This is a genomic window from Halorussus ruber (assembly GCF_004765785.1).
GTDB lineage: Archaea > Halobacteriota > Halobacteria > Halobacteriales > Haladaptataceae > Halorussus > Halorussus ruber.
In genome coordinates this window covers 326,354-349,121 of sequence record NZ_SBIT01000002.1, presented here as the reverse complement: position 1 = coordinate 349,121, position 22,768 = coordinate 326,354, and the positions used below count along the sequence as shown (strand labels likewise).

Here is a 22,768-nt window from a genome sequence, read left to right as displayed (position 1 = left end):
ACTACAGTCCCATGCAGTCGTGGTCGTCTGCGGCACCGCCCAGCGAAACCGTCTCCGCGTCGTCGAAGACGCCGTACTCCTGTTCGACCACTTCGACAGCGAGTTCGCCGTCGTCGGTGACGCGCCACTCGATTCTGTCGCCGGGACTCACGTCTAACTCCTCGCGGACTCGCGCGGGGAGTCTAACGGAGTAGTCGTCGCCGACCCTCGACTGGTTGGGAATATCGTCGGTTGCCATGGTCGGTGTTCGTCCCGTTCTGGTACAAAAACTTCAGGGAAATAAATACTTGCGTCGAATTTCGGCGAACGCCACGCTTATTCGGACTACGACCGATAGCCGAGTCACCAAATGCTGGGAATCGATTTCCAGACCTATCTCCTGTTCGTCACGGCCGCGATGGCGCTCGTCCTCACGCCCGGTCCGGACACCGTCTTCGTCCTCACGCAGGGCGTCTCGGCGGGCAAACGCGAGGGCGTGGCCTCCGCGCTCGGGGTCAGCACTGGGGTTCTGGTCCACACGCTCGCGGCGACGCTCGGGTTGGCCGCGCTCCTGCGCACCTCGGCGCTGGCCTACGCGGCGGTCAAGTACGCTGGCGCGGCCTACCTCCTGTATCTCGGCGCGAAGACGCTCTGGCGAGGAGACGACTTCGATTTTCCCGACACGGCGTCCTCCTCGGGCGACGCTTCCGACGCGGACCTCCGCGGGGGCTACCTCCGAGGAGTAACCGTCAACGTCCTCAATCCCAAAGTCGCCCTCTTCTTCCTCGCCTTCCTCCCGCAGTTCGTCGGCGCGGGCGGTGGGGCAGGGGGTGGGACCGGAACAACCGCCTCAACCGTCGAGATGCTGGCGCTCGGGGGGACCTACGCGGTGCTGACCGCGTGCTATCTCGGGGTCGTGGGCCTCCTCTCGGCCGGAGTCCGGTCGGCCTTCCGTACTCGGCCGCGACTCGCCGACGGCCTGCGGTGGGTGTCGGGGTCGGTGCTGGTCGGCCTCGGGGCGGCGCTCGCGCTGGAAACGCGGTGAGGAAAAAGGGCTTGAGCGGCTCTGATAGCTTCAGTTTCACTTTCACTCCGGTTGCGTAGCTTTTTATACCATAGCGCACAAACCAGTCGCATGTCTCCCGAAGAAAACGACGCGGAGACGGATACACCATGAGCGATGTGCGCCAGCACGCCGAAGAGATACGCGAACAGTTCTCCGAGCATCTAGACCTGACGACCGACGACGTCGAGGAGCGCCTCGACAACTTGGTCAACGAGTATCGAGTGCCCCTCGAAGAGGCACGCCGGAGCGTCGTCAGCCACTACCTCGACGAAGCGGGGTTGGAGCGCGACGACATCCGGAGCGGTGGCGGTGGCGGCACCGAGCAGGTCAACGTCGAGGACGTGACCGAGGACGAGCAGTGGCTCGGCCTCACGGCCAAAGTCGTCGACCTCTGGGAGCCCCGGAGCGACGCGGTCGGACAGGTCGGACTGCTCGGCGACGAAACGGGCACCATCAAGTTCACCAAGTGGGCCGACTCCGACCTCCCGGCGTTAGAGGAGGGCGCGGTCTACCGATTCGGAAACCTCGTCTCCGACGAGTATCAGGGCGATTACTCGGTGAAGCTCAACCGCACGACCACCATCGAGGAGGTCGAGGAAGACATCGAGGTCGGCGACGACTCGGCCGAGGTCGAAGGCGCGCTGGTGGACATCCAGAGCGGGTCCGGACTCATCAAGCGCTGTCCCGAGGACGACTGCACGCGCGTCCTCCAGAACGGGCGGTGTTCCGAACACGGCGAAGTCGAAGGCGAGTTCGACCTCCGAATCAAAGGTGTCATCGACGACGGCACCGAGGTCCACAAGGTCATCTTCGACAAGGAAGCCACCGAGGAGCTGACCGGCATCGGCCTGCAGGAAGCACAGGACATGGCGATGGACGCGCTCGACACGACCGTCGTCGCCGAAGAGATGCGAGAGCAGACCCTCGGTCTGTACTACCGCGTGGCCGGGCCGACGATGGGCCGGTATCTCCTCGTCAACGAGATGGAGAGGCTCGCCGGGCCGACAGACGCCGAGGAAGTGCTGATCAAAGCGAGGTCGATGTGAAATGTCTGGAACACCTACCCGAGAGGTCGCCCGCCGCGTGTTCGCCGGCGAGTTCAACGACGCGACCCACACGTTCAAGGAATCGGACGAAGAGCGCGCACCGCTGTACGCCCTGCTGCCGACCGGCGAGCGAGCGAACCGAATCTTCATCGTCGGCACGCTGACCGAGACCGAGGACGTGGGCGAGGACAGCGAGTACTGGCAGGGCCGCGTCGTGGACCCGAACGGCGACCCGTTCTTCGTCTACGCGGGCCAGTACCAGCCCGAGGCCGCCAGCATGCTTCGGGAACTGGAACCGCCCGCCTACGTGGCGATTACGGGCAAGCCCCGGACCTACGAAACCGACGACGGCAACGTCAACGTCTCCGTGCGGCCCGAATCCATCACGCAGGTGGACGCCGACACCCGCGACCGCTGGGTGGTCGAGACCGCAGAGCAGACCCTCGACCGCATCGAGGCGTTCGACCCCGGGACCGACGAGTACGACGGGATGGTCGAGTCGCAGTACGACCGGCCGCTGGACACCTACCGCGAACTCGTCATCTCGGCGCTCGAAAGTCTCGAAGACATGCCGAGCGGCGATAGCGAACCAGAAGAAACGACCGAGGAAGAGCAGACCGAGGCCGCCGACGCCGAACCCGGCCCGCAGGCCTGACCTGCGCGCGGCTCTCAGCGAACTGAATCGACCTACAGCCAACTTTCGAGGGGGCGAACGCACGAGATTCACCGGGGGTGACGAGAGACAGGGGACCACCGAGATACCGCGAGAATCGTACTCCGAACAGCCCAGCGGCCGCGCTTCGAAATGCGCCGGGTGGGACCAGCACCCGAACGCTGGGCGTGCCTACAATCGAGCAAGCCCAATGTCCACGAATACGTCACGGTCACAAGAAAGTACCGGGAGCGTCACCGGACCGCACGAGGGCAGGGACAGCGACGGCGACGTAGACCACCGCTACTGGCGATGCGAGCGATGTGGCCTCGAATCGACCGACCCGCGACTCCGCGAGGGGTGTTTCCGGTGCGGCGAGGCGCGACGCGCCTCGCAGTCCGGGATGCCGGATTCCGACAGCGAATCGAGAGAGGTCGAGGATGGTTGACGAGCGCGAGTCGCCCAGCGCGGGGTGGCGCGAGGTCTACCGCGAGATGGATGCCGACACCCGAATCGAGGAGGCGACAGCTCGGTGCCCCGACTGCGGGAGGACGAGCGAGAACGTCGCCCGCGACGTGTACGACTGCGAGGAACACGGTCTGTTTCGCGCGTCTGCGGCGGGTGGTGATGCGTCCGACGCCGCCGCGGCGGCGTCGGACGCGAGCGAACCGTCGAGCGCGGGCGAGTCGTCGGAATCGGCGCAATCGACCGCGGACGACGCTCCGCCGAACGTCGAGAAGCGAAACGCGTCGAACGACGACGAGAACGACCCGCCCGAGGCGGACGACGAGGCGACCCGCCGAGCGCGGTGGTCGGCCGGGCCGGTGTGAGCGCAGGACGGCCTCCCGTCGGTCCCGCGAGCGCGCCAGACGACGAATCCACCGGTCCCGTGAGCGCGACCAGTAAAGACAACAAAACAATTGCTTCAGAAATAATTACATTTCTTTACTGATGGTGTTTGTTTCCGAGAGGGGTTGCTGACTACTCGCCCGCGTTCTCCGCGCCGACGACCAGAACCGGCAGTTCCCCCTCCAGAATGACCTGCTGGGTCACGCTCCCGAACAGCGCCTTGCCGGTCGGCGTCCGCTTGCGCGGCGCGAGACAGAGGAGGTCGGCCCCGACGTCGTCGGCGGTTTCGAGGACGGCCCGCGCGGCGTCCCCGCTCGCCTCGGCGTAATCGACCTCGATGCCCTCGTCTTCGAGGCGTTCCGCGGCCCGGCGGACCGCCGCGACCTGATGGACCGACGCGCCCTCCGGGTTGTCGCCGTCGAAGTCGTGGAACAGCGTGACCGCTACGTCGTCGTTGCGGGGCAGGTCCGCGATGGCTCGGGCTTGTTCTCTCGCGCGCTCCTCGTCGGTGCCGATGGCGGCCAAGATTCGGTACATGTCCGAATATTCGCATTCTTTCACGATAAGTCATCCTCCCGACTCTCAGACTCCCGAAACGACCGGAACCCTTTTTGCTCCGTTTCCGGCCGATTTTCGCGCTTCGGGACTCGCTTCCCGCTTTGAAGGGGTTTCTGCCACGAGTATCACACGTGAGGTGACCGCCAATGTCCACCCGTGAACTCGAGGCAGACCTGTTCGGACGCCGCACCAACTTCCGGTACTCCGAGACGTGGGTCGGCTACGCGCTGTTCGGCCTCCGGCTCGTGATGGGCTGGACGCTGTTCTACGCTGGCATCACGAAGGTGCTGGACCCCGAGTGGTCCGCCGGAGGCTTCCTGCTCCACGCCATCCCGAAGGGCAACCCCTTCGGCGGCGTCTGGGCGACGATGGCCAACGACTGGCTCTGGCTCATCGACCCGCTCAACCAGTGGGGCCTGACGCTGGTCGGCCTCGCGCTCCTGCTGGGCGCGTTCGTCCGCTGGAGCGCGTTCTGGGGCGCAGTGATGATGCTGTTCTACTGGACGGCCAGCCTGCCGCTGGCCCACGGCATCGTCATCGACGACCACGTCGTCTACGCGATGCTCCTGTTCGGCCTCGGGGCGTTCGGCGCGGGCCGCATCCTCGGCCTCGACCAGTACCTCGAGGAGACGGAGTTCGCCGAGCGGAACGGGTTGCTCCGGTACCTGATGGGGTGACGGGTGCGTCCCCGGTTCCCCGCCGAAGTAGCTCCTCGGCGACGTGATTCGACCGGCTGATTCTGACGCGAAATCGACTCAGACCAGCGATTCGCCGAGGGCCTCCTCGACTCGCTCCTCCAGCAGTCCCGACCAGACCAGCGCGTCGGCGCTCTCGATGTCGTCGTGAATCGGCCTGTCCTCGACCAGCGGCGGAACCACGTCACGGACCGCCTGATACGCCGCGCCGGTGCCGACGCCGTGGTCGAGGTCCTCCCGAATAAACTCGGCGGCCTGCGCCCCGCAGAGCAACTCGATACCCACCACGGTCGTCGCGTTCTCGACCGCCGCGCGGGCGTCGAACGCCGACTGGGCGCTCATGCTCACGTGGTCCTCCTGATTCCCGCTGACCGGCGTGTTGTCCATCGAGGGCCGCCCCGTCGCCCGGTTCTCGTTGACCAGCGCGGCCGCGGTGTACTGGGCAATCATGTAGCCCGAGCGCAGGCCGCTCCCCTCGGTCAGGAAGGGCGGGAGGTGGGATTCCTGCACGTTCGGATTCAGCATCCTATCGACTCGGCGCTCGCAGATGGCCGCCAACTCGGTAATCGCGTTCGTCAGGTAGTCGAGGGGAAGCGCGAGGGGGTCGCCGTGGAAGTTACCGCCCGAGAGGACTGCGGCGTTCTCGGTCCCCGAAGCGCGCTCGTCTGCGTCCGCGGCGTCGAAGATGAGTGGGTTGTCGGTCGCGCTGTTCAACTCGACTTCCACGGCCTCTCGGAGGTGGCCAATCGCGTCTCGGACCGCGCCGTGGACCTGCGGCAGGCACCGAATCGAGTAGGCGTCCTGCACCCGGTCGCAGTTGCGGTGGGACTCGACGATTTCTGACTCGGCCGTGAGTCGCTTGACGTTGCGTGCGCTCTCGGCGTGGCCCTCGTGGGGCCGGACCGCCGCAATCGACTGGTCGCAGGAGGCGGTGGTCCCCATCGTGACCTCGGTCGTGAGCGCCCCGGCCACGTCTCCGGCGCGGACCGCGCGCTCGGCGTCCACGACCGCCAAGGCCGCCAGTCCGACCGACAACTGGGTCCCGTTGATGAGCGCGATGCCCTCTTTCGCCCGGAGGGTGAGGGGTTCGAGACCGACCGCCGAGAGGGCCTCGTCGCCCGACAATCGTTCGGTCCCGTCCGCAGTCTCGACTTCGGCCTCGCCCTCGCCGACCAGCACCAGCGCGAGGTGGGCCAGCGGCGCGAGGTCCCCGCTCGCGCCGAGCGAGCCGCGCGACTTCACGACTGGATGGACGCCCTCGTTGAGCATCGACGCGAGGAGGTCCACGACGATTTCGCGGACTCCCGAGTAGCCCTTGACCAGCGCGTTGAGTCGCCCGAGCAGGAGCGCCCGGACCTCCTCGCGGTCTAACTCCCGGCCCGCTCCGGCGGCGTGGCTCCGGACCAGATTCAGCTGTAACTGTTCGATGTCCTCGCGGGGGATGCGCTCGTCCACGAGTTCGCCGAAGCCCGTATTGACCCCGTACACGGCCTCGCCGCTCTCGACGACCTCCTCGACTCGCTCGCGGGCGGTCCGGACCTTCTCGCGGGCCGACTCCGGCACGACCACCCGGGCGTCCTCTCGGGCGACCGACGCCACGTCCTCGGGCGTCAGAGTCTCGCCGTCCGCCTCGACCGGTCCCGGGTCGGCGTCCGGTCCCGGGTCGGCGTCCGGTCCCGGGTCGGCACCTGTTCCCGAGTCGCTGGCGGGTTCTGAATCAGGGTCGGAACCCGAATCAGTCACGGTGGACCACCTCCCCGCCCTTCAGTACGGTCTCGACGGCGTTGACGCCGAAGTTGTAGGGCACGTGAACATACGTCGGCGCGTCGAGAACTGCCATGTCGGCGGGCGACCCCTCTCGCAGGGTTCCGACTGATTCGGCCAAGTCGAGCGCGGCCGCCGCGTTGGTGGTCGAGGCCACGAGGGCCTCGGCGGGAGTCATCCCCATCTCGACGCAGGAAAGCGAGGCCGCGAAGCCCATGCTCTGGCTGTAGCAGTTCGGGTTGAAGTCGGTCGCTATCGCCACGTCGGCACCGGCCTCGATGAACTGCCGGGCGTCGGCGTACGCCGCGCCGAGGCCGAACGCCGTGCCGGGCAGCAAGACCGGAACCACGTCGGCCTCCACCAGCGCGGCGATGTCCTCCTCGGTCGAGTGAAGCAGGTGGTCGGCGCTCGCGGCCCCGATGTCGGCGGCCAGTCGGGTGCCGCCGATGTGGGCCAACTCCTCGGCGTGGACCTTCGGCGTCAGTCCGGCCTCTTTCCCGGCCTCCAGCACTCTGCGGGACTGCTCCACGTCGAAGACGCCCTCCTCGCAGAACACGTCGACAAACTGGGCGATGCCTTGGGACTCGACCTCGGGAATCTGGTCCTGCACGACCTCCTCGACGTACTCGTCTGCATCCTCGCCCTCGGGAACGGCGTGGGCACCCATGAAGGTGGGAACGACGTCCACCGGATGGGCGTCGTCGGCGCGGTCGATGACTTCCAACATCCGGAGTTCGGTCTCGGTGTCGAGTCCGTAGCCGGATTTGACCTCGACTGTCGTCGTCCCGTGGGCCAGCATCGTGTCGAGGTGCGAAAGCAGGTTGTCGAGCAGTTGCTCGTCTCCCGCCTCGCGGGTCGCCCGGACTGTCCGGAGGATGCCGCCGCCCTCCTCCATAATCTCCTGATACGTCTTGCCCTGCAACTTGGCCTCGAACTCGTCGGACCGGTCGCCAGCGAACAGGGCGTGAGTGTGGGGGTCAACGAACCCCGGAATCACCGACTTGCCGGTCGCGTCGACCTCGTGGGTCGCGTTCTCCGGCGGGAACTCGCGGGTGACCGGCCCGGTCGGGCCGACCCGCGCGACTTCGCCGTCCACCACCGCGACGGCGGCGTCCTCGTAGATTCCGAGGTCCGCCTCGTCGGTTTCGCCGTCGTCGCCCGCGTCCTCGCTCGATTCGAGCGTGACGATTTCGGCCGCGTCGTGGACGACCGCGGTGAGCGTCATCGTGGACCCTCCGAACGGTGTGACTGAGTAGACTCCTTCGGCCGGGCGCTCAGCAGGTGGGCGACTGCTCTGGCTCCCGCGGTCGCGGTCAGGTTCGCGGTCCCCGATTCGAGGCCGGGCGCGCACTCGACGACCTCGAACCCGGCCAGACGCTCCTCGGCACCGAGCAGGCGGAGCATCCGGAATAGCTCGCGGGTCGTCACTCCGCCGGGGGTCGGCGCGCTCACGCCGGGCGCTGACGGGGCGTCCAGCACGTCCAAGTCCACGCTGACGTAAATCTGGTCAACGTCGCCGAGCGCGTCCAGCGCCCGGTCGATTGCTTCCACTTCGTCGTCGCCGACCTCCTCGGCGGTGACGACCTCGTCGCCCTGTTCGCGGACGTACTCGGCGTAGGTCGTCGAGGTCTCGAAGTGGCGAGCGCCGACGCAGGTGTAGGCGTCGAGGCCCGCCTCGTAGAGTTGGCGGTAGGGCGTCCCGCTGGTCGGGTCGTCGCCGACCTCGCGCACGTCGAGGTGGGCATCGAAGTTGACGACGCCGAGGGTGCCCTCCTCCAGCAGGGGCGCGGCGTTCGGGTAAGTCATCGAGTTGTCGCCCCCGAGGAAGACGGGGAAGGCGTCGGTGTCGTGGACTCGCTCGGTGATGGTCCGGACGCGCTCTTGGAGGTCGGCGACTGTTCCGGAGTCGGATTCTCCGTCGCCCAACGTCACGTCACCGAGGTCAGCCACGGACCCGACCGGCCCGGCGTCGAAGTGGTGTGTCTTGGTGCCCGCGAGGTGCTGGCGGAGGGCCGCCGGTCCCTCGCTCGCGCCCTTTCGACCGATGACCGCCCGGTCGAACGGTTCCCCGACGAGTACGGCGTCGAAGCGATTTGCGTCGTCGATACTCGCCAGTTCGACCACGTGGCCGAACTGTTCGTCGTTCGAATCGTTTGAGGGTCCCATCCAATCGAAGGTGTGTTCGCACTCGGTCATTCGTGGTCCCGCATCGGTACCGCGACGTTCGACTCCTCGGCCTCTGCGACTGCTTCGTCGTAGCCCGCGTCGGCGTGGCGAATCACGCCCATGCCGGGGTCGGTGGTGAACACTCGCCGGGCCTTCTCGGCGGCGAGGTCAGAGCCGTCCAGCACGACGTGGTTGTTGGCGTGGAGCGCGTTGCCGATGCCGACGCCGCCGCCGTCGTGGACCGAGACGATGTCGGCCCCGGCGGCGCAGTTCAGCAGGGCGTTCAGAATCGGCCAGTCCGCGACGGCGTCAGAGCCGTCCCGCATGGCTTCTGTCTCGCGGTTGGGACTCGCCACGCTCCCGGCGTCTAAGTGGTCGCGGGTGACCACGACAGGGGCCGAGATTTCGCCCTCGGCGACGAGTTCGTTGATTCGGAGCGCGAACCGGGCGCGCTCGGTGAGGTCGTCTCCGTCGCCGTCCTTGCCGTCGTCTCCGCCGTCACCTGCTTGGTACCCCAACCAGCACACTCGGGAAGGAAGTCCCTGAAACTCGACCTGCTCCTGCGCGAGGTCGATCCAGCGATGGAGGTGGTCCTTCCCGGGGAACAGTTCCTTGACGGCCTCGTCGGTCCGGTGGATGTCCTCGGGGTCGCCCGAGAGCGCGGCCCACCGGAAGGGTCCCTTCCCGCGGCAGAACAGCGGTCGGATGTACGCCGGGACGAACCCGGGGTAGTCGAAAGCGTCCTCCATCCCCCGATGCTCTTTGACCTGCCCGCGGATGTTGTTGCCGTACTCGAAGGCGATGGCTCCCTCGTCTTGCAGGTCTAAGATGGCCTGCACGTGGCGCTCCATCGTGTCGAGGCTTTCGGAGACGTACTTTTCGGGGTCCTCCTCGCGGAGTTCGTCGGCCTCCTCGACGGTGTAGCCCAAGGGGTAGTAGCCCTCCAACTCGTCGTGGGCGCTGGTCTGGTCGGTGATAACGTCGGGGACGAAATCCCGCTCCAGCATCCCTTCCAGCATGTCGGCGGCGTTGACGTGGACGCCGACCGAGTAGGGTTCGCCCGCTTGTGCGGCCGCTTTGGCCTTCTCGATGGCCTCGTCCACGTCGTCGGTCTTCTCCTGACAGTAGCCCGTCTCGATGCGGCGGTTGATGCGCTCTTCGTCCACCTCGGCGGCGATGCAGACGCCGTGGTTCATCGTGACCGCGAGGGGTTGGGCACCGCCCATGCCGCCCAATCCGCCCGTGACGACGATTTTCCCTCGGAGGCCCTCGTTGTCGGGGTAGTGCTGTTCGCCGAGTTCGGCGAGGGTCTCGTAGGTCCCCTGAATGATGCCCTGCGTGCCGATGTAGGCCCACGACCCGGCGGTCATCTGGCCGTACATGATGAGGCCCTTCGCTTCCAACTCGTGGAAGTGTTCCCAGTCGTCCCACTTGCCGACGAGGTTGGAGTTGGCGATGAGGACCCGAGGAGCCAACTCCGTGGTCTCGAATCGCCCGACGGGTTTGCCCGACTGGACCAGCAGGGTCTCTTCGTCGCCCAACTCGCGCAGTTCGGCGAGGAGGGCGTCGTAGGCGTCCCACGACCGGGCGGCCCGGCCGGTGCCGCCGTAGACGACTAGCTCCTCGGGTTTCTCGGCGACCTCGGGGTCGAGGTTGTTGTTCAGCATTCGGAGGGCGGCCTCCTGTCGCCACCCCGCACACTCGATGTCGGTGCCGGTCGGCGCGCCCTGATACTCCTTCCACTCCTCGCTGGGTTCGCCGACGCCGTGTACGCCGTCTCGGTCGTCTGTCTGTTCCGGTTGGCCTTCGCTCATACCGTGACATTCGGGCGCGAGACGCAAATACCTGAACACCGCCCTATGGTGGGTGGTTTAAGTACCACGAGATGCCGAACCGGCGTGTTCTGCTACATACCGCAATCCACGTACTTCGCTCGGCACCACAACCGGCCCCTGGCGGACTGAAAGGGCGAGCGGGGTTCCGGGCCGGAGGCCCGTGGTCGTCTCCGGCGGCCCTATTTGCGGGCCGGGCGGTGTCTCGCCGAACGAAGTGAGGCGAGGCTCGGAAGACGCGGTTTGTCTTCCGGCGCGGAGAGGCCCGCAAATATCCGGCGGAGCGACCGCGAACCCCGCGAGGGCTTTCGAGGCTCTAATTGCTGTTTCCGTGGCTAATATCTACACTATCTCCGTAGTGCAACACAATACATATTTACGAACTGGTGAATACACTATGAGGTGTTCCTGTAGTCCCTTTCCTGGGACAGAAATGCAGGACGCGCTTTGGTCCTCTACCAGGGACTACCTTCCGAGATGTGAACTGTCCTCTATTCATAGAGCTATTGGTGTTATAAAATATATCGCTGAAATCGAAGAAGGCGGTTTAACTGTAGGACTCCCCAACCCCGAGTCAGATGCACGAAGCGGTCCTCGGAATCGAACACCCCGGCGCGTACGCGGCGGCCACCGCGGGCACCGACACGACGGTCGAACTCTGGTGCAACGACCACTGCGACCTGCTTCACGTCGGCGGCGAGGAGTCCGCCAAAGTCGTCGCCCACGTCGAGGAGGCCGTCGGCGTCCGCGAGCGCATCGCGGAGGGCGACGAGCAACTGCTCATCACCGACGCCTGCCTGAAAGAGCGCGGCGACGACCCCATCGAGACCACGCTGGCGGACCACGACTGCCTGCTCGTGCCGCCGCTCAGGTACGCCGAGGGCCGCAAGTGGTGTCGGGTGCTGGCGCTCGACGCCGCGAACCTGACCGCGTTCTACCGGGACGTGGCCGCCGAGTTCCCGGTCGTCGTGGACGCCAAGCGCGAGGTGGCGTCGGTCCGGGCCGACCGACCCCTGCTCACGCTCGATTCGGCCCTGCCGGACCTCTCGCCGCGCCAGCGCGAGGCCCTGCTGACCGCCGTCGAGTTGGGCTACTACGAGATTCCCCGCGACGCGACCACCGCCGAGATTGCGACCGAACTGGGCGTCGAGCGCCGCACCTTCGAGGAACACCTCCGGCGCGCGGAGAACAAACTCCTCCGGTCGTTCGCCGAAGCAATGTAGACGATGCTGAAACAATCAAAAACAGTTTCTTAACATGTATATTTATTTCTCTACGCCAGCGAGCGTGCCGATAGCACGCTCGCTTGCGACTCTCTCGCTGACCTGAAATCCGCCCGCGCGCTACCAGTTCTGCGGCAGTTCGATGCCAGCGGCCTCGAACCGCCTGCTGACCCGTCGGAAGTACTCCGAGCGGATGGTCACGAACGCCTCGCGCGAGGGTTGGTCTATCCAGTAGCGGGCCTGCATTCCCGCCCGACCGTTGTCGAGCGAGGTGACCCTGACCGTCGGCGTCGGTCGGTCCAGTACGTCGTCGTGGTCGCGGGCCTCCTCGACGAGAATCTCGGCGATTTCCCCGAGGTCGGCGTCGTCGCTGACGTGGAAGGTGTGGGAGACCCGCCGAGGAGACTTGGCGACCGCGTTGACCACCGCGCTGGTGGCGAGTTGGGAGTTGGGCACCGTCAGCAGTTCGTTGTCGAAGGTCCGGACGCGCGTGACGCGAAAGCTGATGTCCTCGATGATGCCCTCTTTTTCCTGCCAGCGAATCCAGTCGCCGATGTTGAACTTCGGGTCCGTGACGATGAAGACGCCGCCGACGAGGTTGGCGGCGATGTCACGACTGGCGAAGCCCACCGCGACCGTCAGCGCGGCGATGACCGTCGGCGGGAGCGAGAGCAGATAGCCGTAGCCCGTCGCGTCGAGCGCGAGGCGGACCGCGGCCAGAATCACGGCGACGTGAACCGTCTTCACGGCCGCGCTGGCGATGGTCTCTTGGATGTGCTGAATGCCGAGCGCCCGCTCGACCACCGGGAGGACGCCCCGGCGTCCGACGAGGTACAGCACCGCGAACAGCACGACGAACAGCGCGAAGTCCAACAGCAAGTCGAGGTAGCCGTCGATTGGCAGGTCCGACACGTCCACCTGTAGGACGGGGGGTACAACGTCCGAAGCCGTCACTTCGGGCACGACGACGCCGATTGGCTTAAAATCCGTGTCCGGAGCGACCAAGCGTACTCTTTTATATCAGGGCGGGGCAACTCCGAACTAATGGCTCACTCGACTGCCGCGCTCGTCGGCGCGACCGGCGGCGCGGGCACGACCCGACTCGCGGTCGAACTCGGCGCGACACTCGCCCGCGACGGCCGCGAGATTGCGGTCCTCGACGCCGCGTTCGCCACCGAAGGACTGGCCCGCCACGCGACCGGACGCATCGACACCGACCTCACGGAACTCCTCGTCGAAGACCGGTCCGTTGACGACGGACGCCCCGACGACCGACTCTCAGACGATCGACCCTCCGTCGACGGCCGACTCCTCTCCGACGGCCTGCGCGAACACCCCGCGACCGCCGACCTCGCGGGCCGACTCGAACTCTGCCCGGCCTACGCGCCCTTCGAGCGGATGGCCCGCGCCAAGACCGCCGACGCCGCACAGCGATTCGAGGCCCTCGTCGCCGAGGCCGCCGAGTCGTTCGACCACGTCCTGCTCGACACACCGCCGGTCGCCGCCAACCAGTCCGTCGCCGCGGTCACGGCCGCCGAAAAGGTCGCGGTCGTCGCCCCCGCCGACGACCGCGGCGTGGACGCAATCCAGCGAACCCGAGGACGAATCGCCGACGTCGGCGCGAGCGTGGACTGTATCCTCGCCAACCTCGCCGCCCCCGAGCATCCAGTCGAGAGCGCCGACGCCGCGATTCCCGAGAGCGAGGTTGCGAGCCTCGAGGAGGTCCCCGCCAGCGCGCCGGACCCCGGATCGACGTTCGCGCCCGCCGTCGCTCACGCCGCGGAAGTCGTCTTCGACGCGGACCTCGGACTGGAGTTCGAGGACCCCGGACTGCTCGACTTCGACGCGGACGAACTCCTGCCCGACGCGCTGTCCTGATTTTCCAGGGACGTTCCGAATCCGGAGTTAGAAAAGTTCGCCCGTCCCGCTCATCGTCCCGGCCAGCGCGTCGCGCTTCTCGACGGTGGCGTCTCCCTCGCGGGCGAACGCACCCTCTACGAGGTCGCTCGCTCCCGGAATGGAGTCGTGGGTCTCGACGAACGTCGCCAGCGCGAACTCGGTCTCGTTCGCGCCCGTCAACTCGCGGGCCTCGGTCCGCGAGAGGTCCGCCGAGAGCCAGTCCCGGATGATGTCGTGGGCGCGCGGCGTCAGCGGCGAGACGCCCTCGCACCCGAGGAGATGCAACGTCTTCGAGGCCGTAATCGGCGCGACCCCGGCCTCGTGGGCGGTGTCGCCGACAGACCGCCCCGACGTGTGGCCGTCGAGTATCGCGGCCGCCGAGGCGGCGTCGCAGGGCAGGTCCTCGGCGAAGTCGGCGAGTCGCTCTCGGAGGTCCGTCTCGGTCCCGTCACCGGCGGTCGCGTCCACCGACGCGACTCCTCGGTCGCGCTGCTCGGTGGTCACTTCCAGTCCGTCGGCGATGTCCGAGAGCGTCACACTCGAAGTTGGCGCGTCATCGACTTAAACCTGCGCGACCGGTATCGAATCTGATAATCCTTCGGAGGGGTGAGCCTACCGGTTACCGGTACGTTCTTTCGGCCGTCTGCGGGCGTTTTCTCCGCCAGCGACCGTCCTTTAAATAGTGATTCGGGCGAAGTTTCGAATGTGATGAGCAAAGCGCACGCTCCCTCTCGAACCTGCCCGGAGTGCGACGGACGACTGAGTATCGACGGCGACGAGACGATTTGCGGCGACTGCGGTCTCGTGGTCTCGGAGGACCGAATCGACCGCGGCCCCGAGTGGCGGTCGTTCGCCGACGACAACGGTCAGAAGGAGCGCACCGGCGCACCCCTCACCCGGTCGCGCCACGACAGGGGCCTGACGACCGAAATCGGCCGCGACACCAACCTGCGGATGACCGGGCGAAAGCGTCGACAGGTCGCTCGGATGCGGAAGCACCACGAGCGCGCCAGAATCGGGTCGAAGACCGAGCGCAATCAGGTCTACGCCTTCACCGAGATTCGGCGGCTGGTGAGTTCGCTCGACCTCTCGAAGAACGTTCGGGACCGGTCGTGCGTGCTGTTCGAGTCGGCCCAGTCCGAGGACCTGCTTCAGGGCCGGTCGCTGGAGGGGTTCGCGGCCGCCGCGGTGTACGCGACCTGCCGGACGGCCTCGGTCTCGCGGACGCTGGACGAAGTTCTGGACGTGGCGCGGGCGACCCGGAGCGAACTCAAGACGGCCTACGACGCGCTGAACCGCGAGTTGGGGCTGCCGACCGGACCCATCGACCCCGCCGAGTACCTGCCGCGGTTCGCCAGCAGGCTCGACTTGCCGACCGAAATCGAGCGCGAGGCCGCGGAGCTAGTCGAGAAGGGCCACGACGAGAATCTGATTTCGGGACGCAACCCCGGCGGGTTCGCGGCGGCGTGTCTCTATCTGGCGGCGCGGGGGACTCGCCACCGGATGACGCAGGCGGAGGCCGCCGAGGTGGCGGACGTGACCTCCGTCACCCTCCGGTCGGCGTATCAGGACCTACGGGACTGACGAGGGCGTCGTAACCGCGAGTCGCGTCTCTTCTGCGAGCTTCTCGAATCGCCCAGCGGGGCGGCTCTCGGGCGCGAGTTCGGCGACCGGCGAGCCGTGGCGCTGTGCGCGCCGAACTCGCTCGTCGTCGGGAATCGCCACGACCGGGGCACCGAGCGCGCGCCGGACCTCCGCTGTCGGGGGACTCTCGCCGGTCCGATTCAGCGCCACCGCGGCCAACCCCGCGTCGAGTTCGCGGGCCAACTCGCGGGTCCGGAGGGCGTCGGCCAGCGCGAACTCCTGTGGGGCCGCGACCAGCACCGCGGCGTCGGCCGCCAGCAGGGGCATCCCGGCGTCGGCGGCCATCCCCGCCGGGCAGTCGATGACCACGCGGTCGTAGGCGGCCTCGACCGCCTCGACTGCTGTGACGAGAGCCGTCACGTCCCCGGCGCGCGCTCCGGCGAGGGTTCGCCCGCAGGGGAGCAGGCGGATTGCTCCCTCCTCGCGGACCGCTTCGAGGGGGTCGGCCCGCCCGGCCAGCACGTCGTGGAGGTCCGGGCCGCGCCGGGCCGCGAGGTCGGCCATGGCGAGGTCGGCGTCCACGACCACGGCGTCGAGTCGTGCGCCGAGGTTGAGCGCGACGGTGGACTTGCCGACGCCGCCCTTGCCGCCCGCGACGGCCAGAATCACGGCGACCTCCGGGGGTCCGGTTCGGACCGCCCGGATTCGGGCGTCGATACTGTGTCGCCGGACCGTGGCGTCGGCACGGCGTCGGCGGGCGGCCGGTGGTCGCCGAGCGACCGGACGACGCCCTCGGGAGTCGCTTCGGCGGCGAAACTGGCGTCGTTCCCGGCTTCGGTCTCACCGGCGCGCTCGGTCCAGACGATTTCTGCGGGCGGTTCGGGGAGCGAGTCGGACCTCGCGCCGCCGGAGAGGGGACTCGCGTATCCGAGCGCACGCCGCTCCTCGGCCGGGACGACGCCCTCGAAACCGCCGTCGTCCCACCCCGCTTCGGGGACTCCTCGGCTTCGAGGAGGCCAGAGCGGGCCGTCGAGGAGGTTCCCCACCCGAAACCGGCGGGCGGTGTCTGTCGGGTTCCGGACGACGAGTTCCACGAGCGCGACTCCGTCGCGGGTTTCGACCCGCGAGTCGAGTTCGACCATGCCCCGGATTCGTCCCGTCTTCGGTCATAAACCTGCGCTCGGTAGGAGATAGCTTCGGCGTGCGCTGGACTCACGGACCCACATTTTGCTATGTTCAGTCGAGCGCCGACGAAGACATAGGTAAATTGCTTTAGAACAATATAATAGGACTAAGACAAACAATTAGTTATTCAAACCGTTACTACACCCGCGTCCAGCCACGCGGAAAGCTCCTCGACGCTACCGAACGAATCCGCGTCAGAGGCCGCCGTGACCGAACCGACTACGCCGGACGCCACCACGACCGGCGCGTCGAGGTCCGCCACGCGGGCCACGGCGAGCGCCGCCGAAACCGACTCTCCCGCGCTCGCCGGGACCGATTCGCGGGCCTCCTCGAACGCCTCCCGAACCGCTCCGGCGAGATACTCCCGCACTTCTCGCCGGAGGTTGGCCGCGCGGTCCTCCAGTCGGAGCCGCTCGCGTCGGCGCTCGCGGCTCTCGGTCGCTCGCTCACGAGCGCGGGCGAGCGCCTGCTCGGCGGCGATGCGCTCGGTCTCGACCTCCGAGAGTTCGCGGGTCGCCTCGGCGAGGTCCGATTCGGCGGCCTCGCTGTCGCCGTCGGCCTCGCGGAGCGCCTGCACCCGACCGCGGAGGGCGGCGACGCGCTCGCGCATCTCGTCGGCAGCGTCGCTGGTCTCGGCGACTCGGCGGCGCGCGGCCCGCAGGTCGATTTCCGGCGGGTCGAGCGCGTCGAGTCGGTCCCGAACCGCCGCGAGGTCCTCGTCCTGTGGTGCCGAGCGGCCGCGGGTTCTGGCCGCGGCCGCGAGCGCTGGCCGGAGCGAAAGTTCCATTCCGGCGCGAATCACGCCGACGTGTTCGTGGGCGGGTCCGGGTTCCGGGCAGTCGATGACGAACGGACGAGCGGACTCGGCGGCGCGAATCGCCCCGACGACTGCGGACACGTCAAGGTCGGCAGGCGTCTCGAACTCGCGGAGGTCGACGACTCGACCAGTTCTGTTCTCCTCGGCAACTGTCACCCTCATCGGTCCGTCGTCCTCCTCATCGGTCCGTCGTCCTCCTCATCGGTCCGTGGTCACCCTCGTCGGTCGGCGTCGCCCGACAAATCGGTGCCGCGCATGGCGTCGGGCGTCGGATGGTCGGTGCCGACCGCGAACTTGGCGTAGGGCGTACTCGAATGCTCGCGGTCCTCGTAGGCGCTCGCGGCGTCTCGGACCGCGTCGGGGGCCTCCTCGAACTCGTTGAACGCGGCGGTTCGCTCGACTTGCACGTCGCCAGCGTGCTTGGCCCGGAGGCGAAGCGCGAGAAACGCGCCGAGTTCGGTCGCTTCCAGCAGGGCCGCGCGGCCGAACCGCTGGACGACGGTCTCGTCGTGGCCGTTACAGACGTTTCTGAGCGTCTGTCGCGCGGCCTGCGAGTAGGTCACGACCAGTAACACGAGATAGATTTGGATGCCGATACGATTTAAAATTACGCTATCTGCTTCGCACCGACCACTCGCCGTCGTCGAGTTCGACCACCGTGTCGAACAGCGACGTGAGCGTGCTGACCGTCTGCTGGTCGCAGGCGTCGGGGTCGAGGTGGAAGTGCGCGCTCACGTCGGCCGCGTCGAACCGCCCGGTCAGGACGTGGAGGAACTTGTAGACCGTCTGGAGGTCGGCGTACTGGAGCAGGGCAGTCAGCGAGTCGAAGCACGCGACGGTCCGGTTGTCGTTGCGGTCCCACCCCTTCAGAATCTCGCTGAGCTTGATACCGAGTCCGGTCAGGTCGCCCGGACTCGACAGCGTCTCGACGGCCTGGTCGGCCACGTTCGAGGTGTTCGAACCACCGGGTTGGGCCGCCGCGCGCGTCGTCTCGCCGACGTTGACGAACTGCACGTTTCCGGGTTGAGAATCCGCGTGCGACAGCCAGTCCTGCACGCAGTCGTCGGGCGAGCGAGTGTACGTCACCCACAGGACGTTCTCCTCGGCGGGCGCGTCGAACGACAGGAGGTCGAGACAGGCGTCTTCGGTCGCCGCGTGAATCGACGGCGCGAGGAGCAAGACGCAGGTCTCCGACTCGACCTCGTCGGCGAGCGACCGACTTTCGCTGTGACCCTTGGTTTCCATCGGTGGTATGGTATGAACCCGTCGGGGTTCGTCTTCGAGTTGTTGATACGTTCGAGCAACAGCGACTAAGAGAACCGCGCTTATTTATTTTCCCGTATTAAATGCGTCAATAGATACCTGTCAGCCGATTTTCTCGATATCGAACTCGTCCTCTCCGGAGTCGAGTATGCCCCGTACGCGCTCTCTCGCCTCTGGTTCGGACGCCGCGACCACGACGAGTCCGTCCGCGGAGTCCGACCCCGTCGCCCGGTAGGGAGATAGCTCCTCGTCCTCGAACTCGGTCGCGTAGGTCCGCAGGACGTTCACGACGCGGCGCTCGGTCGCGCCGAGGTCGGCCTCGCCGGACTCGAACGCCGCGAGGGCCTCCTCGATGTTCCGGAGGGCAGAGATGCGGTCCATTATATAGTTCGGACGTGGTCAGTACTTGGTTTATAAAGACGACCTTCAGTTGTCATTTGGTCCAGTTCGTTTTCAGCCTTCGAACGTTCCATTCCGATTTCTTCTGCGTGTGAAATAACCTCCTCAATTGGTGCTCCATTCTCATATTCCTCTTCAAGTTCATCAACAATTTCTATGATACCCTTCTTTCGGTCGCGCTGGGACTTGGAGGTCCCGGTCTCGACCACGTCGGCGTCGAACTGGCCGGTCTCGGGGTCCACGCCGATGTCCTGCAGGCAGGACCGGGTAATCTCGACCGCGCGCTCGGCGTCCTGCACCTCGACCTCGTCCGAGAGCCGAACCCGCGCGCTGGCCTCCGAGAGGCGAACGAGGGCCTCCAACTTCCGGGCCGTGACCGGGACCGGGGCGTCCTCGTCTGCCCCCTTGGTCCGGAGGTCCACGTAGAAGTCCCGGATGGTCTCCATCGCCTCGTCGGTCATCGTCGGGTAGCAGTTGCGCTTGGCGTAGGCGATGTACTTCCGGAGGAGGTCCGGGTCGATGGCGGGCGCGACCTCCTCGGTCTGGCTCTCGACTTGCTCCTGAGAGATGTTGGGCGCGCTCATCTCCGTGCGCTGGGTGTTGAGCTGGCCCGCGTAGTTGGTCTGGAGGATGTGTTCGGCCAGTCGCTTGTCGTGCTCCTCGTCGGGCTGGTCCGTGACGGTGAAGATGAGGTCGAACCGGGAGATGAGCGCGGGTTCGAGGTCGATTTGCTCGCCGATGGGTTCGTACTGGTCGAACCGGCCGTACTTGGGGTTCGCCGCGCCGAGCAGGGAACACCGGGACTTGAGCGTCGCGTTGATTCCCGCCTTCGAGACCGAAATCTTCTGCTGTTCGAGGCCCTCGTGCATCGCCGAGCGGTCGTCCGGAGCCATCTTGTCGAGTTCGTCCACCGCCGCGATGCCCTGGTCGGCGAGGACGAGCGCGCCAGCTTCGAGGGTCCACTGCTGGCCGTCGCCGAAGTCGTCGCGGACGGCGGCGGCGGTATTGTGCGTGACCACTCCGTTTCCGATGAAGTTGTGTGTCTCCGGAACGGTCAGGTCAAACACTTCCTTCTGGCCGGTATCGGCGGTAGCGACGACCTCGTCCCACCGGAGACTTGCGTCGGCGACTTCGCGGATGGTCCCGGTTGCATCACCAAGGTCGATGTCTTCCAGCATCGACTGTGTTCGGGACCTGCTCGGGTGGTCGCCTCTGTGGACGTTGTTGTGATAGTTTCTGGTGACGCCTCCGTCGGGGACCGCGAGTGCAGAGCCGACTGGTAGTTTCTCGTACTGTCGGCGTTCGTCCTCGGTGATTCGTTCCAGTGCCTGCCGTTTTTCCACCGACTCGAAGCCGATTGCGTCGGCGTACCGGTCGATGTCGGCACCGTACATCTCGACGAAGTGCTGGACGTGCTGAGACTCTATCGTCCGACCGTCAGCAAGCTCGGACGTTCCGCGTCGGTCTCGCTCACGGGTCCGTGCCCGAACACCGTACGATTCGAGCATGAGTTGAACCTGCTCGGCGAGTCGTTCGCTGATGGTGGATAGTAGAACGCTCGAACCGCCATCGTCGCGTTCGGAAACCGAACCGTCGGCATCCATCAGTCCGCGGAGGAAGGCGTCGGCGTGTTCCGCAGTCGTCAGTTCCGGCGCGAGGGTGAGGTCGGTCTTCGGTATCGCCATTCCGGCGTTGGCGAACAACCGCGCAATCGTCGCACTATTGACTCGGACACACGGCACTCTGTCGTCCTGTCGTTCGATTTCGGGGCGCTTGTCGAACTTCTCGGCGAAGATGTCCGCGGCGCGTTCGAGTAGTGTCTCGTCACTGTTCGAGATGCGAACCATGCCACGGTTGCCGTCTCGGCGGTCAAGCGAGATGTCTCCGTCGCCGAACACGAGGCCGAGGAGGTACATGAGGTCCGCGTCGAAGCGGTCGGGAATCGTAATCGAATCCCCATGTCGAATCATCAGCCGCTCGAACTGTACGTCGCTACGCTCCGCACCGACCGCGTCGAGCATCCGGTCTAGTTTGTCGAGCGGGACGTGGCGGTTCTTGAGATGGAGATAGATGAAGTCCTCGGAGAGGTCGAGTTCGGCCGCGGCGTTCCGGAGCGTTCCGAACTCGTCGGTAAGCGACTCTCGGAGGAACTGGATGGAGTCGTCCGTCAGTTTGATTTTCTCCGTAGTCAGTTCGAGGAACTGCCGGACCGATATCTCCGTTCGGTCGAGGTCGTCGTACTTCGGAACTGCGACGTAGTCGCCGGGTTTGACTGTCGAGATTTCCTTCCACTCGATGCCATTCTCTCCACAGGTCAGAACCGGCGTGTTGACCGAGGCTTCGAGTTTCTTTCCATAATTCGTCTCGATGCGGCGACACTGCTTCTCCGGCATTCGCCAGACGTGCGAGGAGTTCGCGTCGGCTATCTCGCCCGCCCCGCGGTCGAACGTCTGTACTCCGACCGACTTTTCGACCGCCGTCTCCTCGCTTACGGGACTGGGGAGTTCGGCCGACACGAGGTCCCGAATCTCTTGGAATCCGTCGTCGGTATGAACCACCGTGTCGCCGGTTACACAGAGACCTGCGCTGGAACTACCCTTACCGGAGGTGTACACCGAGCGCGGCGCGATGTTCTCGACGTAGGAAATCATTTGCGACTTACCGGTCCCAGGGTCGCCTATAAGGAGCATATGCAAGTCGCCACGAATACGCGACTCGTCCGGCAGATGCTTGGTAACTCCTGAGAACAACTGAAGAATCATCGCCAGCTTCTCCTCGTCGTAGCCGTAGATGGCGGGGGCCATCGACCCGACCATCTGCTCGTAGATGTTCTCCTCTTGAGAGAGTTCGACGATTTCCTTCTTGTCCTCGTCGGTGATGTCCATGTCCTCGAACTGCTCGTCCTCGATGGTCACCGAGACGCCGTCCATGTACACGTCGAAGACGGCGGACTTGTCCTGTCCGCTCCCCTGCTGTTCGAGGTGGAGGACGCCCGTGACCCTGACGTGGTCGCCGGGCGTGACCTCGCCGGTGATGTCGTCCTCGATGTGAACGTCGATGCTTTGGGGCGTCTCTCCGCCGCGAAGCCCCTCCGGACTCTCCTGTACCCGGAGCTTCTGGGAGTCCACGAACTCGGACTGGTCGAAGTTGATTTGGAAGGGTCCCTGTCGCTCACAGCCCTGACACTCGTGGGGTTCCTGGAAGTCACCGCTGCTCTGTGGGATGTAGGTCAGCGTGCCACAGCGCTGGCACTCGAAGGCGGCCTCCTGAATCTTGGGCCGGACGTCGGTCGCCTTCCGGACGATGCCCTGCACGCTGACTAGCGTGTTGACGTGCCGGGCGCGAATCTCTCGGATGTCGGTCGTCTCGCCGAGGTTCTGAACCCGGACGTGTGCCTGCCCGAGGCTCACGTCCACCGGGAGGTCGTACAGACGGAGGGCCTCCTCGGCGTACTCCTGTAGCTGCTCGGGTTGCGAGAGGTAGTCGTCTGCGAGGTCCGAGTCGTAGCGATAGAGGTCGGTCCAGTCGATGTAGAGCGACCGCTGTTCGTTGGGGTAGTTCTGGGCGAGTTCCCCGATTTCGTCGCTGTAGTACCGCCGGTAGAACTGCTCGAAGTTGTCTATCAGCTCCGTGTTCTCCGCGCGAGCCATTCATCAACGCTTCGTGCTTCATCTGCTAAGAAGTTTCGTAAACGGAGCGAAAGTGAAAGTGGCCGAGGGGAAGGGATACCGGGGAATTAATCTACACATGTTGGTATCTTTGGCGAAGCCGAGGACGAGAGAGCCACGGAA

24 protein-coding genes are annotated in these 22,768 nt (G+C 66.1%); 9 read left to right on the top strand and 15 right to left on the bottom strand.

All coding sequences use genetic code 11. The features are described 5' to 3' along the window. Position 1 precedes the first annotated feature (1 nt). Positions 2-238, bottom strand: coding sequence for an AbrB/MazE/SpoVT family DNA-binding domain-containing protein (locus EPL01_RS08895; protein ID WP_135824906.1), 237 nt, complete (start codon positions 236-238; stop codon positions 2-4). A gap of 111 nt (positions 239-349) precedes the next feature. On the opposite strand from EPL01_RS08895, the gene EPL01_RS08890 reads away from it, so the two are divergent. The 5 genes from EPL01_RS08890 (at position 350) to EPL01_RS08870 (ending at position 3,573) form a co-directional block, all read left to right on the top strand. Then, positions 350-1,024, top strand: coding sequence for a LysE family translocator (locus tag EPL01_RS08890; RefSeq protein ID WP_135824905.1), 675 nt, complete (start codon positions 350-352; stop codon positions 1,022-1,024). A 128-nt stretch (positions 1,025-1,152) separates the two neighbouring features. Next, positions 1,153-2,091: a replication factor A gene (locus EPL01_RS08885; RefSeq protein WP_135824904.1), complete on the top strand. Its 939-nt coding sequence runs from the start codon at positions 1,153-1,155 to the stop codon at positions 2,089-2,091. Position 2,092: 1 nt separating this feature from the next. Then, positions 2,093-2,746, top strand: a complete 654-nt coding sequence (locus EPL01_RS08880) for an RPA family protein (protein WP_135824903.1) — start codon at positions 2,093-2,095, stop codon at positions 2,744-2,746. A gap of 208 nt (positions 2,747-2,954) precedes the next feature. Then, complete coding sequence (locus tag EPL01_RS08875) at positions 2,955-3,191, top strand: DUF8118 domain-containing protein (RefSeq protein WP_135824902.1); 237 nt, start codon at positions 2,955-2,957, stop codon at positions 3,189-3,191. Beyond that, a complete protein-coding gene (locus EPL01_RS08870) occupies positions 3,184-3,573 on the top strand; it encodes a hypothetical protein (RefSeq protein WP_135824901.1) in 390 nt (129 codons plus the stop codon). The genes EPL01_RS08875 and EPL01_RS08870 overlap by 8 nt, the downstream gene beginning before the upstream one ends. A 151-nt stretch (positions 3,574-3,724) precedes the next feature. Here EPL01_RS08870 and EPL01_RS08865 read toward each other — a convergent pair whose 3' ends face one another. Continuing rightward, the gene (locus tag EPL01_RS08865) at positions 3,725-4,129 is read right to left on the bottom strand and encodes a universal stress protein (RefSeq protein ID WP_135824900.1); all 405 of its coding nucleotides are present in this window, start codon (positions 4,127-4,129) and stop codon (positions 3,725-3,727) included. A 167-nt stretch (positions 4,130-4,296) separates the two neighbouring features. Between EPL01_RS08865 and EPL01_RS08860 the strand changes: the two genes are divergently transcribed. Further along, positions 4,297-4,827: a DoxX family membrane protein gene (locus EPL01_RS08860; protein WP_135824899.1), complete on the top strand. Its 531-nt coding sequence runs from the start codon at positions 4,297-4,299 to the stop codon at positions 4,825-4,827. 78 nt (positions 4,828-4,905) lie between these two features. On the opposite strand, the gene hutH is transcribed toward EPL01_RS08860, so the two are convergent. From hutH to hutU, 4 genes are read right to left on the bottom strand one after another with little or no spacing between them, the layout of a single operon-like run. Then, a complete protein-coding gene (gene hutH, locus EPL01_RS08855; protein ID WP_135824898.1) occupies positions 4,906-6,588 on the bottom strand; it encodes a histidine ammonia-lyase in 1,683 nt (560 codons plus the stop codon). Continuing rightward, positions 6,581-7,834, bottom strand: a complete 1,254-nt coding sequence (gene hutI, locus EPL01_RS08850) for an imidazolonepropionase (RefSeq protein WP_135824897.1) — start codon at positions 7,832-7,834, stop codon at positions 6,581-6,583. Before hutI ends, hutH begins: the two co-directional genes overlap by 8 nt. Then, positions 7,831-8,805, bottom strand: coding sequence for a formimidoylglutamase (gene hutG / locus EPL01_RS08845; RefSeq protein ID WP_135824896.1), 975 nt, complete (start codon positions 8,803-8,805; stop codon positions 7,831-7,833). The genes hutI and hutG overlap by 4 nt, the downstream gene beginning before the upstream one ends. Continuing rightward, entirely contained in the window at positions 8,802-10,589 is a 1,788-nt protein-coding gene (gene hutU / locus EPL01_RS08840) for a urocanate hydratase (protein WP_135824895.1), read from the bottom strand. The genes hutG and hutU overlap by 4 nt, the downstream gene beginning before the upstream one ends. A gap of 596 nt (positions 10,590-11,185) precedes the next feature. Here hutU and EPL01_RS08835 point away from each other — a divergent pair. After that, a complete protein-coding gene (locus EPL01_RS08835; RefSeq protein WP_135824894.1) occupies positions 11,186-11,830 on the top strand; it encodes a helix-turn-helix domain-containing protein in 645 nt (214 codons plus the stop codon). Positions 11,831-11,950: 120 nt separating this feature from the next. On the opposite strand, the gene EPL01_RS08830 is transcribed toward EPL01_RS08835, so the two are convergent. Beyond that, on the bottom strand, positions 11,951-12,784 hold the full coding sequence (locus EPL01_RS08830; protein ID WP_168215848.1) for a mechanosensitive ion channel family protein: 834 nt from the start codon (positions 12,782-12,784) through the stop codon (positions 11,951-11,953). Between the two features lie 90 nt (positions 12,785-12,874). Here EPL01_RS08830 and EPL01_RS08825 point away from each other — a divergent pair, with 90 nt between their 5' ends. After that, complete coding sequence (locus tag EPL01_RS08825; protein WP_135824892.1) at positions 12,875-13,708, top strand: AAA family ATPase; 834 nt, start codon at positions 12,875-12,877, stop codon at positions 13,706-13,708. A 27-nt stretch (positions 13,709-13,735) separates the two neighbouring features. On the opposite strand, the gene EPL01_RS08820 is transcribed toward EPL01_RS08825, so the two are convergent. Further along, positions 13,736-14,266, bottom strand: coding sequence for a DUF7858 family protein (locus EPL01_RS08820; protein ID WP_135824891.1), 531 nt, complete (start codon positions 14,264-14,266; stop codon positions 13,736-13,738). A gap of 171 nt (positions 14,267-14,437) precedes the next feature. Between EPL01_RS08820 and EPL01_RS08815 the strand changes: the two genes are divergently transcribed. Beyond that, positions 14,438-15,313 (top strand): transcription initiation factor IIB, encoded by an 876-nt coding sequence (locus EPL01_RS08815; RefSeq protein WP_135824890.1) that lies wholly within the window; start codon positions 14,438-14,440, stop codon positions 15,311-15,313. Here EPL01_RS08815 and EPL01_RS08810 read toward each other — a convergent pair. The 7 genes from EPL01_RS08810 to EPL01_RS08780 all read right to left on the bottom strand — a co-directional run bounded on the left by EPL01_RS08810 (position 15,302) and on the right by EPL01_RS08780 (position 22,627). Continuing rightward, positions 15,302-15,982, bottom strand: a complete 681-nt coding sequence (locus tag EPL01_RS08810; RefSeq protein WP_135824889.1) for a nucleotide-binding protein — start codon at positions 15,980-15,982, stop codon at positions 15,302-15,304. The two genes, EPL01_RS08815 and EPL01_RS08810, sit on opposite strands and share 12 nt — an antisense overlap. Next, positions 15,979-16,455: a DUF7857 domain-containing protein gene (locus tag EPL01_RS08805; RefSeq protein ID WP_135824888.1), complete on the bottom strand. Its 477-nt coding sequence runs from the start codon at positions 16,453-16,455 to the stop codon at positions 15,979-15,981. Before EPL01_RS08805 ends, EPL01_RS08810 begins: the two co-directional genes overlap by 4 nt. A gap of 170 nt (positions 16,456-16,625) precedes the next feature. Next, positions 16,626-17,477, bottom strand: coding sequence for a DUF7856 family protein (locus tag EPL01_RS08800; RefSeq protein WP_135824887.1), 852 nt, complete (start codon positions 17,475-17,477; stop codon positions 16,626-16,628). A gap of 50 nt (positions 17,478-17,527) precedes the next feature. Continuing rightward, a complete protein-coding gene (locus EPL01_RS08795) occupies positions 17,528-17,890 on the bottom strand; it encodes a DUF7855 family protein (protein ID WP_135824886.1) in 363 nt (120 codons plus the stop codon). A 37-nt stretch (positions 17,891-17,927) separates the two neighbouring features. After that, a complete protein-coding gene (locus tag EPL01_RS08790) occupies positions 17,928-18,560 on the bottom strand; it encodes a DUF7504 family protein (protein ID WP_246045654.1) in 633 nt (210 codons plus the stop codon). Between the two features lie 120 nt (positions 18,561-18,680). After that, entirely contained in the window at positions 18,681-18,959 is a 279-nt protein-coding gene (locus EPL01_RS08785) for a DUF7854 family protein (RefSeq protein WP_135824885.1), read from the bottom strand. Continuing rightward, positions 18,959-22,627 (bottom strand): LAGLIDADG family homing endonuclease, encoded by a 3,669-nt coding sequence (locus EPL01_RS08780; RefSeq protein WP_135824884.1) that lies wholly within the window; start codon positions 22,625-22,627, stop codon positions 18,959-18,961. The genes EPL01_RS08785 and EPL01_RS08780 overlap by 1 nt, the downstream gene beginning before the upstream one ends. Positions 22,628-22,768 lie beyond the last annotated feature (141 nt).

Coding starts and splice junctions, on each gene's coding strand:
- EPL01_RS08805 (WP_135824888.1), bottom strand. CDS start 16,455: ATGGTCGAACTCGACTCGCGGGTCGAAACCCGCGACGGAGTCGCGCTC.
- hutG (WP_135824896.1), bottom strand. CDS start 8,805: ATGACCGAGTGCGAACACACCTTCGATTGGATGGGACCCTCAAACGAT.
- hutI (WP_135824897.1), bottom strand. CDS start 7,834: ATGACGCTCACCGCGGTCGTCCACGACGCGGCCGAAATCGTCACGCTC.
- EPL01_RS08800 (WP_135824887.1), bottom strand. CDS start 17,477: ATGAGGGTGACAGTTGCCGAGGAGAACAGAACTGGTCGAGTCGTCGAC.
- EPL01_RS08885 (WP_135824904.1), top strand. CDS start 1,153: ATGAGCGATGTGCGCCAGCACGCCGAAGAGATACGCGAACAGTTCTCC.
- EPL01_RS08875 (WP_135824902.1), top strand. CDS start 2,955: ATGTCCACGAATACGTCACGGTCACAAGAAAGTACCGGGAGCGTCACC.
- EPL01_RS08790 (WP_246045654.1), bottom strand. CDS start 18,560: ATGGAAACCAAGGGTCACAGCGAAAGTCGGTCGCTCGCCGACGAGGTC.
- EPL01_RS08780 (WP_135824884.1), bottom strand. CDS start 22,627: ATGGCTCGCGCGGAGAACACGGAGCTGATAGACAACTTCGAGCAGTTC.
- EPL01_RS08890 (WP_135824905.1), top strand. CDS start 350: ATGCTGGGAATCGATTTCCAGACCTATCTCCTGTTCGTCACGGCCGCG.
- EPL01_RS08860 (WP_135824899.1), top strand. CDS start 4,297: ATGTCCACCCGTGAACTCGAGGCAGACCTGTTCGGACGCCGCACCAAC.
- hutU (WP_135824895.1), bottom strand. CDS start 10,589: ATGAGCGAAGGCCAACCGGAACAGACAGACGACCGAGACGGCGTACAC.
- EPL01_RS08815 (WP_135824890.1), top strand. CDS start 14,438: ATGAGCAAAGCGCACGCTCCCTCTCGAACCTGCCCGGAGTGCGACGGA.
- EPL01_RS08895 (WP_135824906.1), bottom strand. CDS start 238: ATGGCAACCGACGATATTCCCAACCAGTCGAGGGTCGGCGACGACTAC.
- EPL01_RS08785 (WP_135824885.1), bottom strand. CDS start 18,959: ATGGACCGCATCTCTGCCCTCCGGAACATCGAGGAGGCCCTCGCGGCG.
- EPL01_RS08825 (WP_135824892.1), top strand. CDS start 12,875: ATGGCTCACTCGACTGCCGCGCTCGTCGGCGCGACCGGCGGCGCGGGC.
- EPL01_RS08835 (WP_135824894.1), top strand. CDS start 11,186: ATGCACGAAGCGGTCCTCGGAATCGAACACCCCGGCGCGTACGCGGCG.
- EPL01_RS08870 (WP_135824901.1), top strand. CDS start 3,184: ATGGTTGACGAGCGCGAGTCGCCCAGCGCGGGGTGGCGCGAGGTCTAC.
- EPL01_RS08865 (WP_135824900.1), bottom strand. CDS start 4,129: ATGTACCGAATCTTGGCCGCCATCGGCACCGACGAGGAGCGCGCGAGA.
- EPL01_RS08880 (WP_135824903.1), top strand. CDS start 2,093: ATGTCTGGAACACCTACCCGAGAGGTCGCCCGCCGCGTGTTCGCCGGC.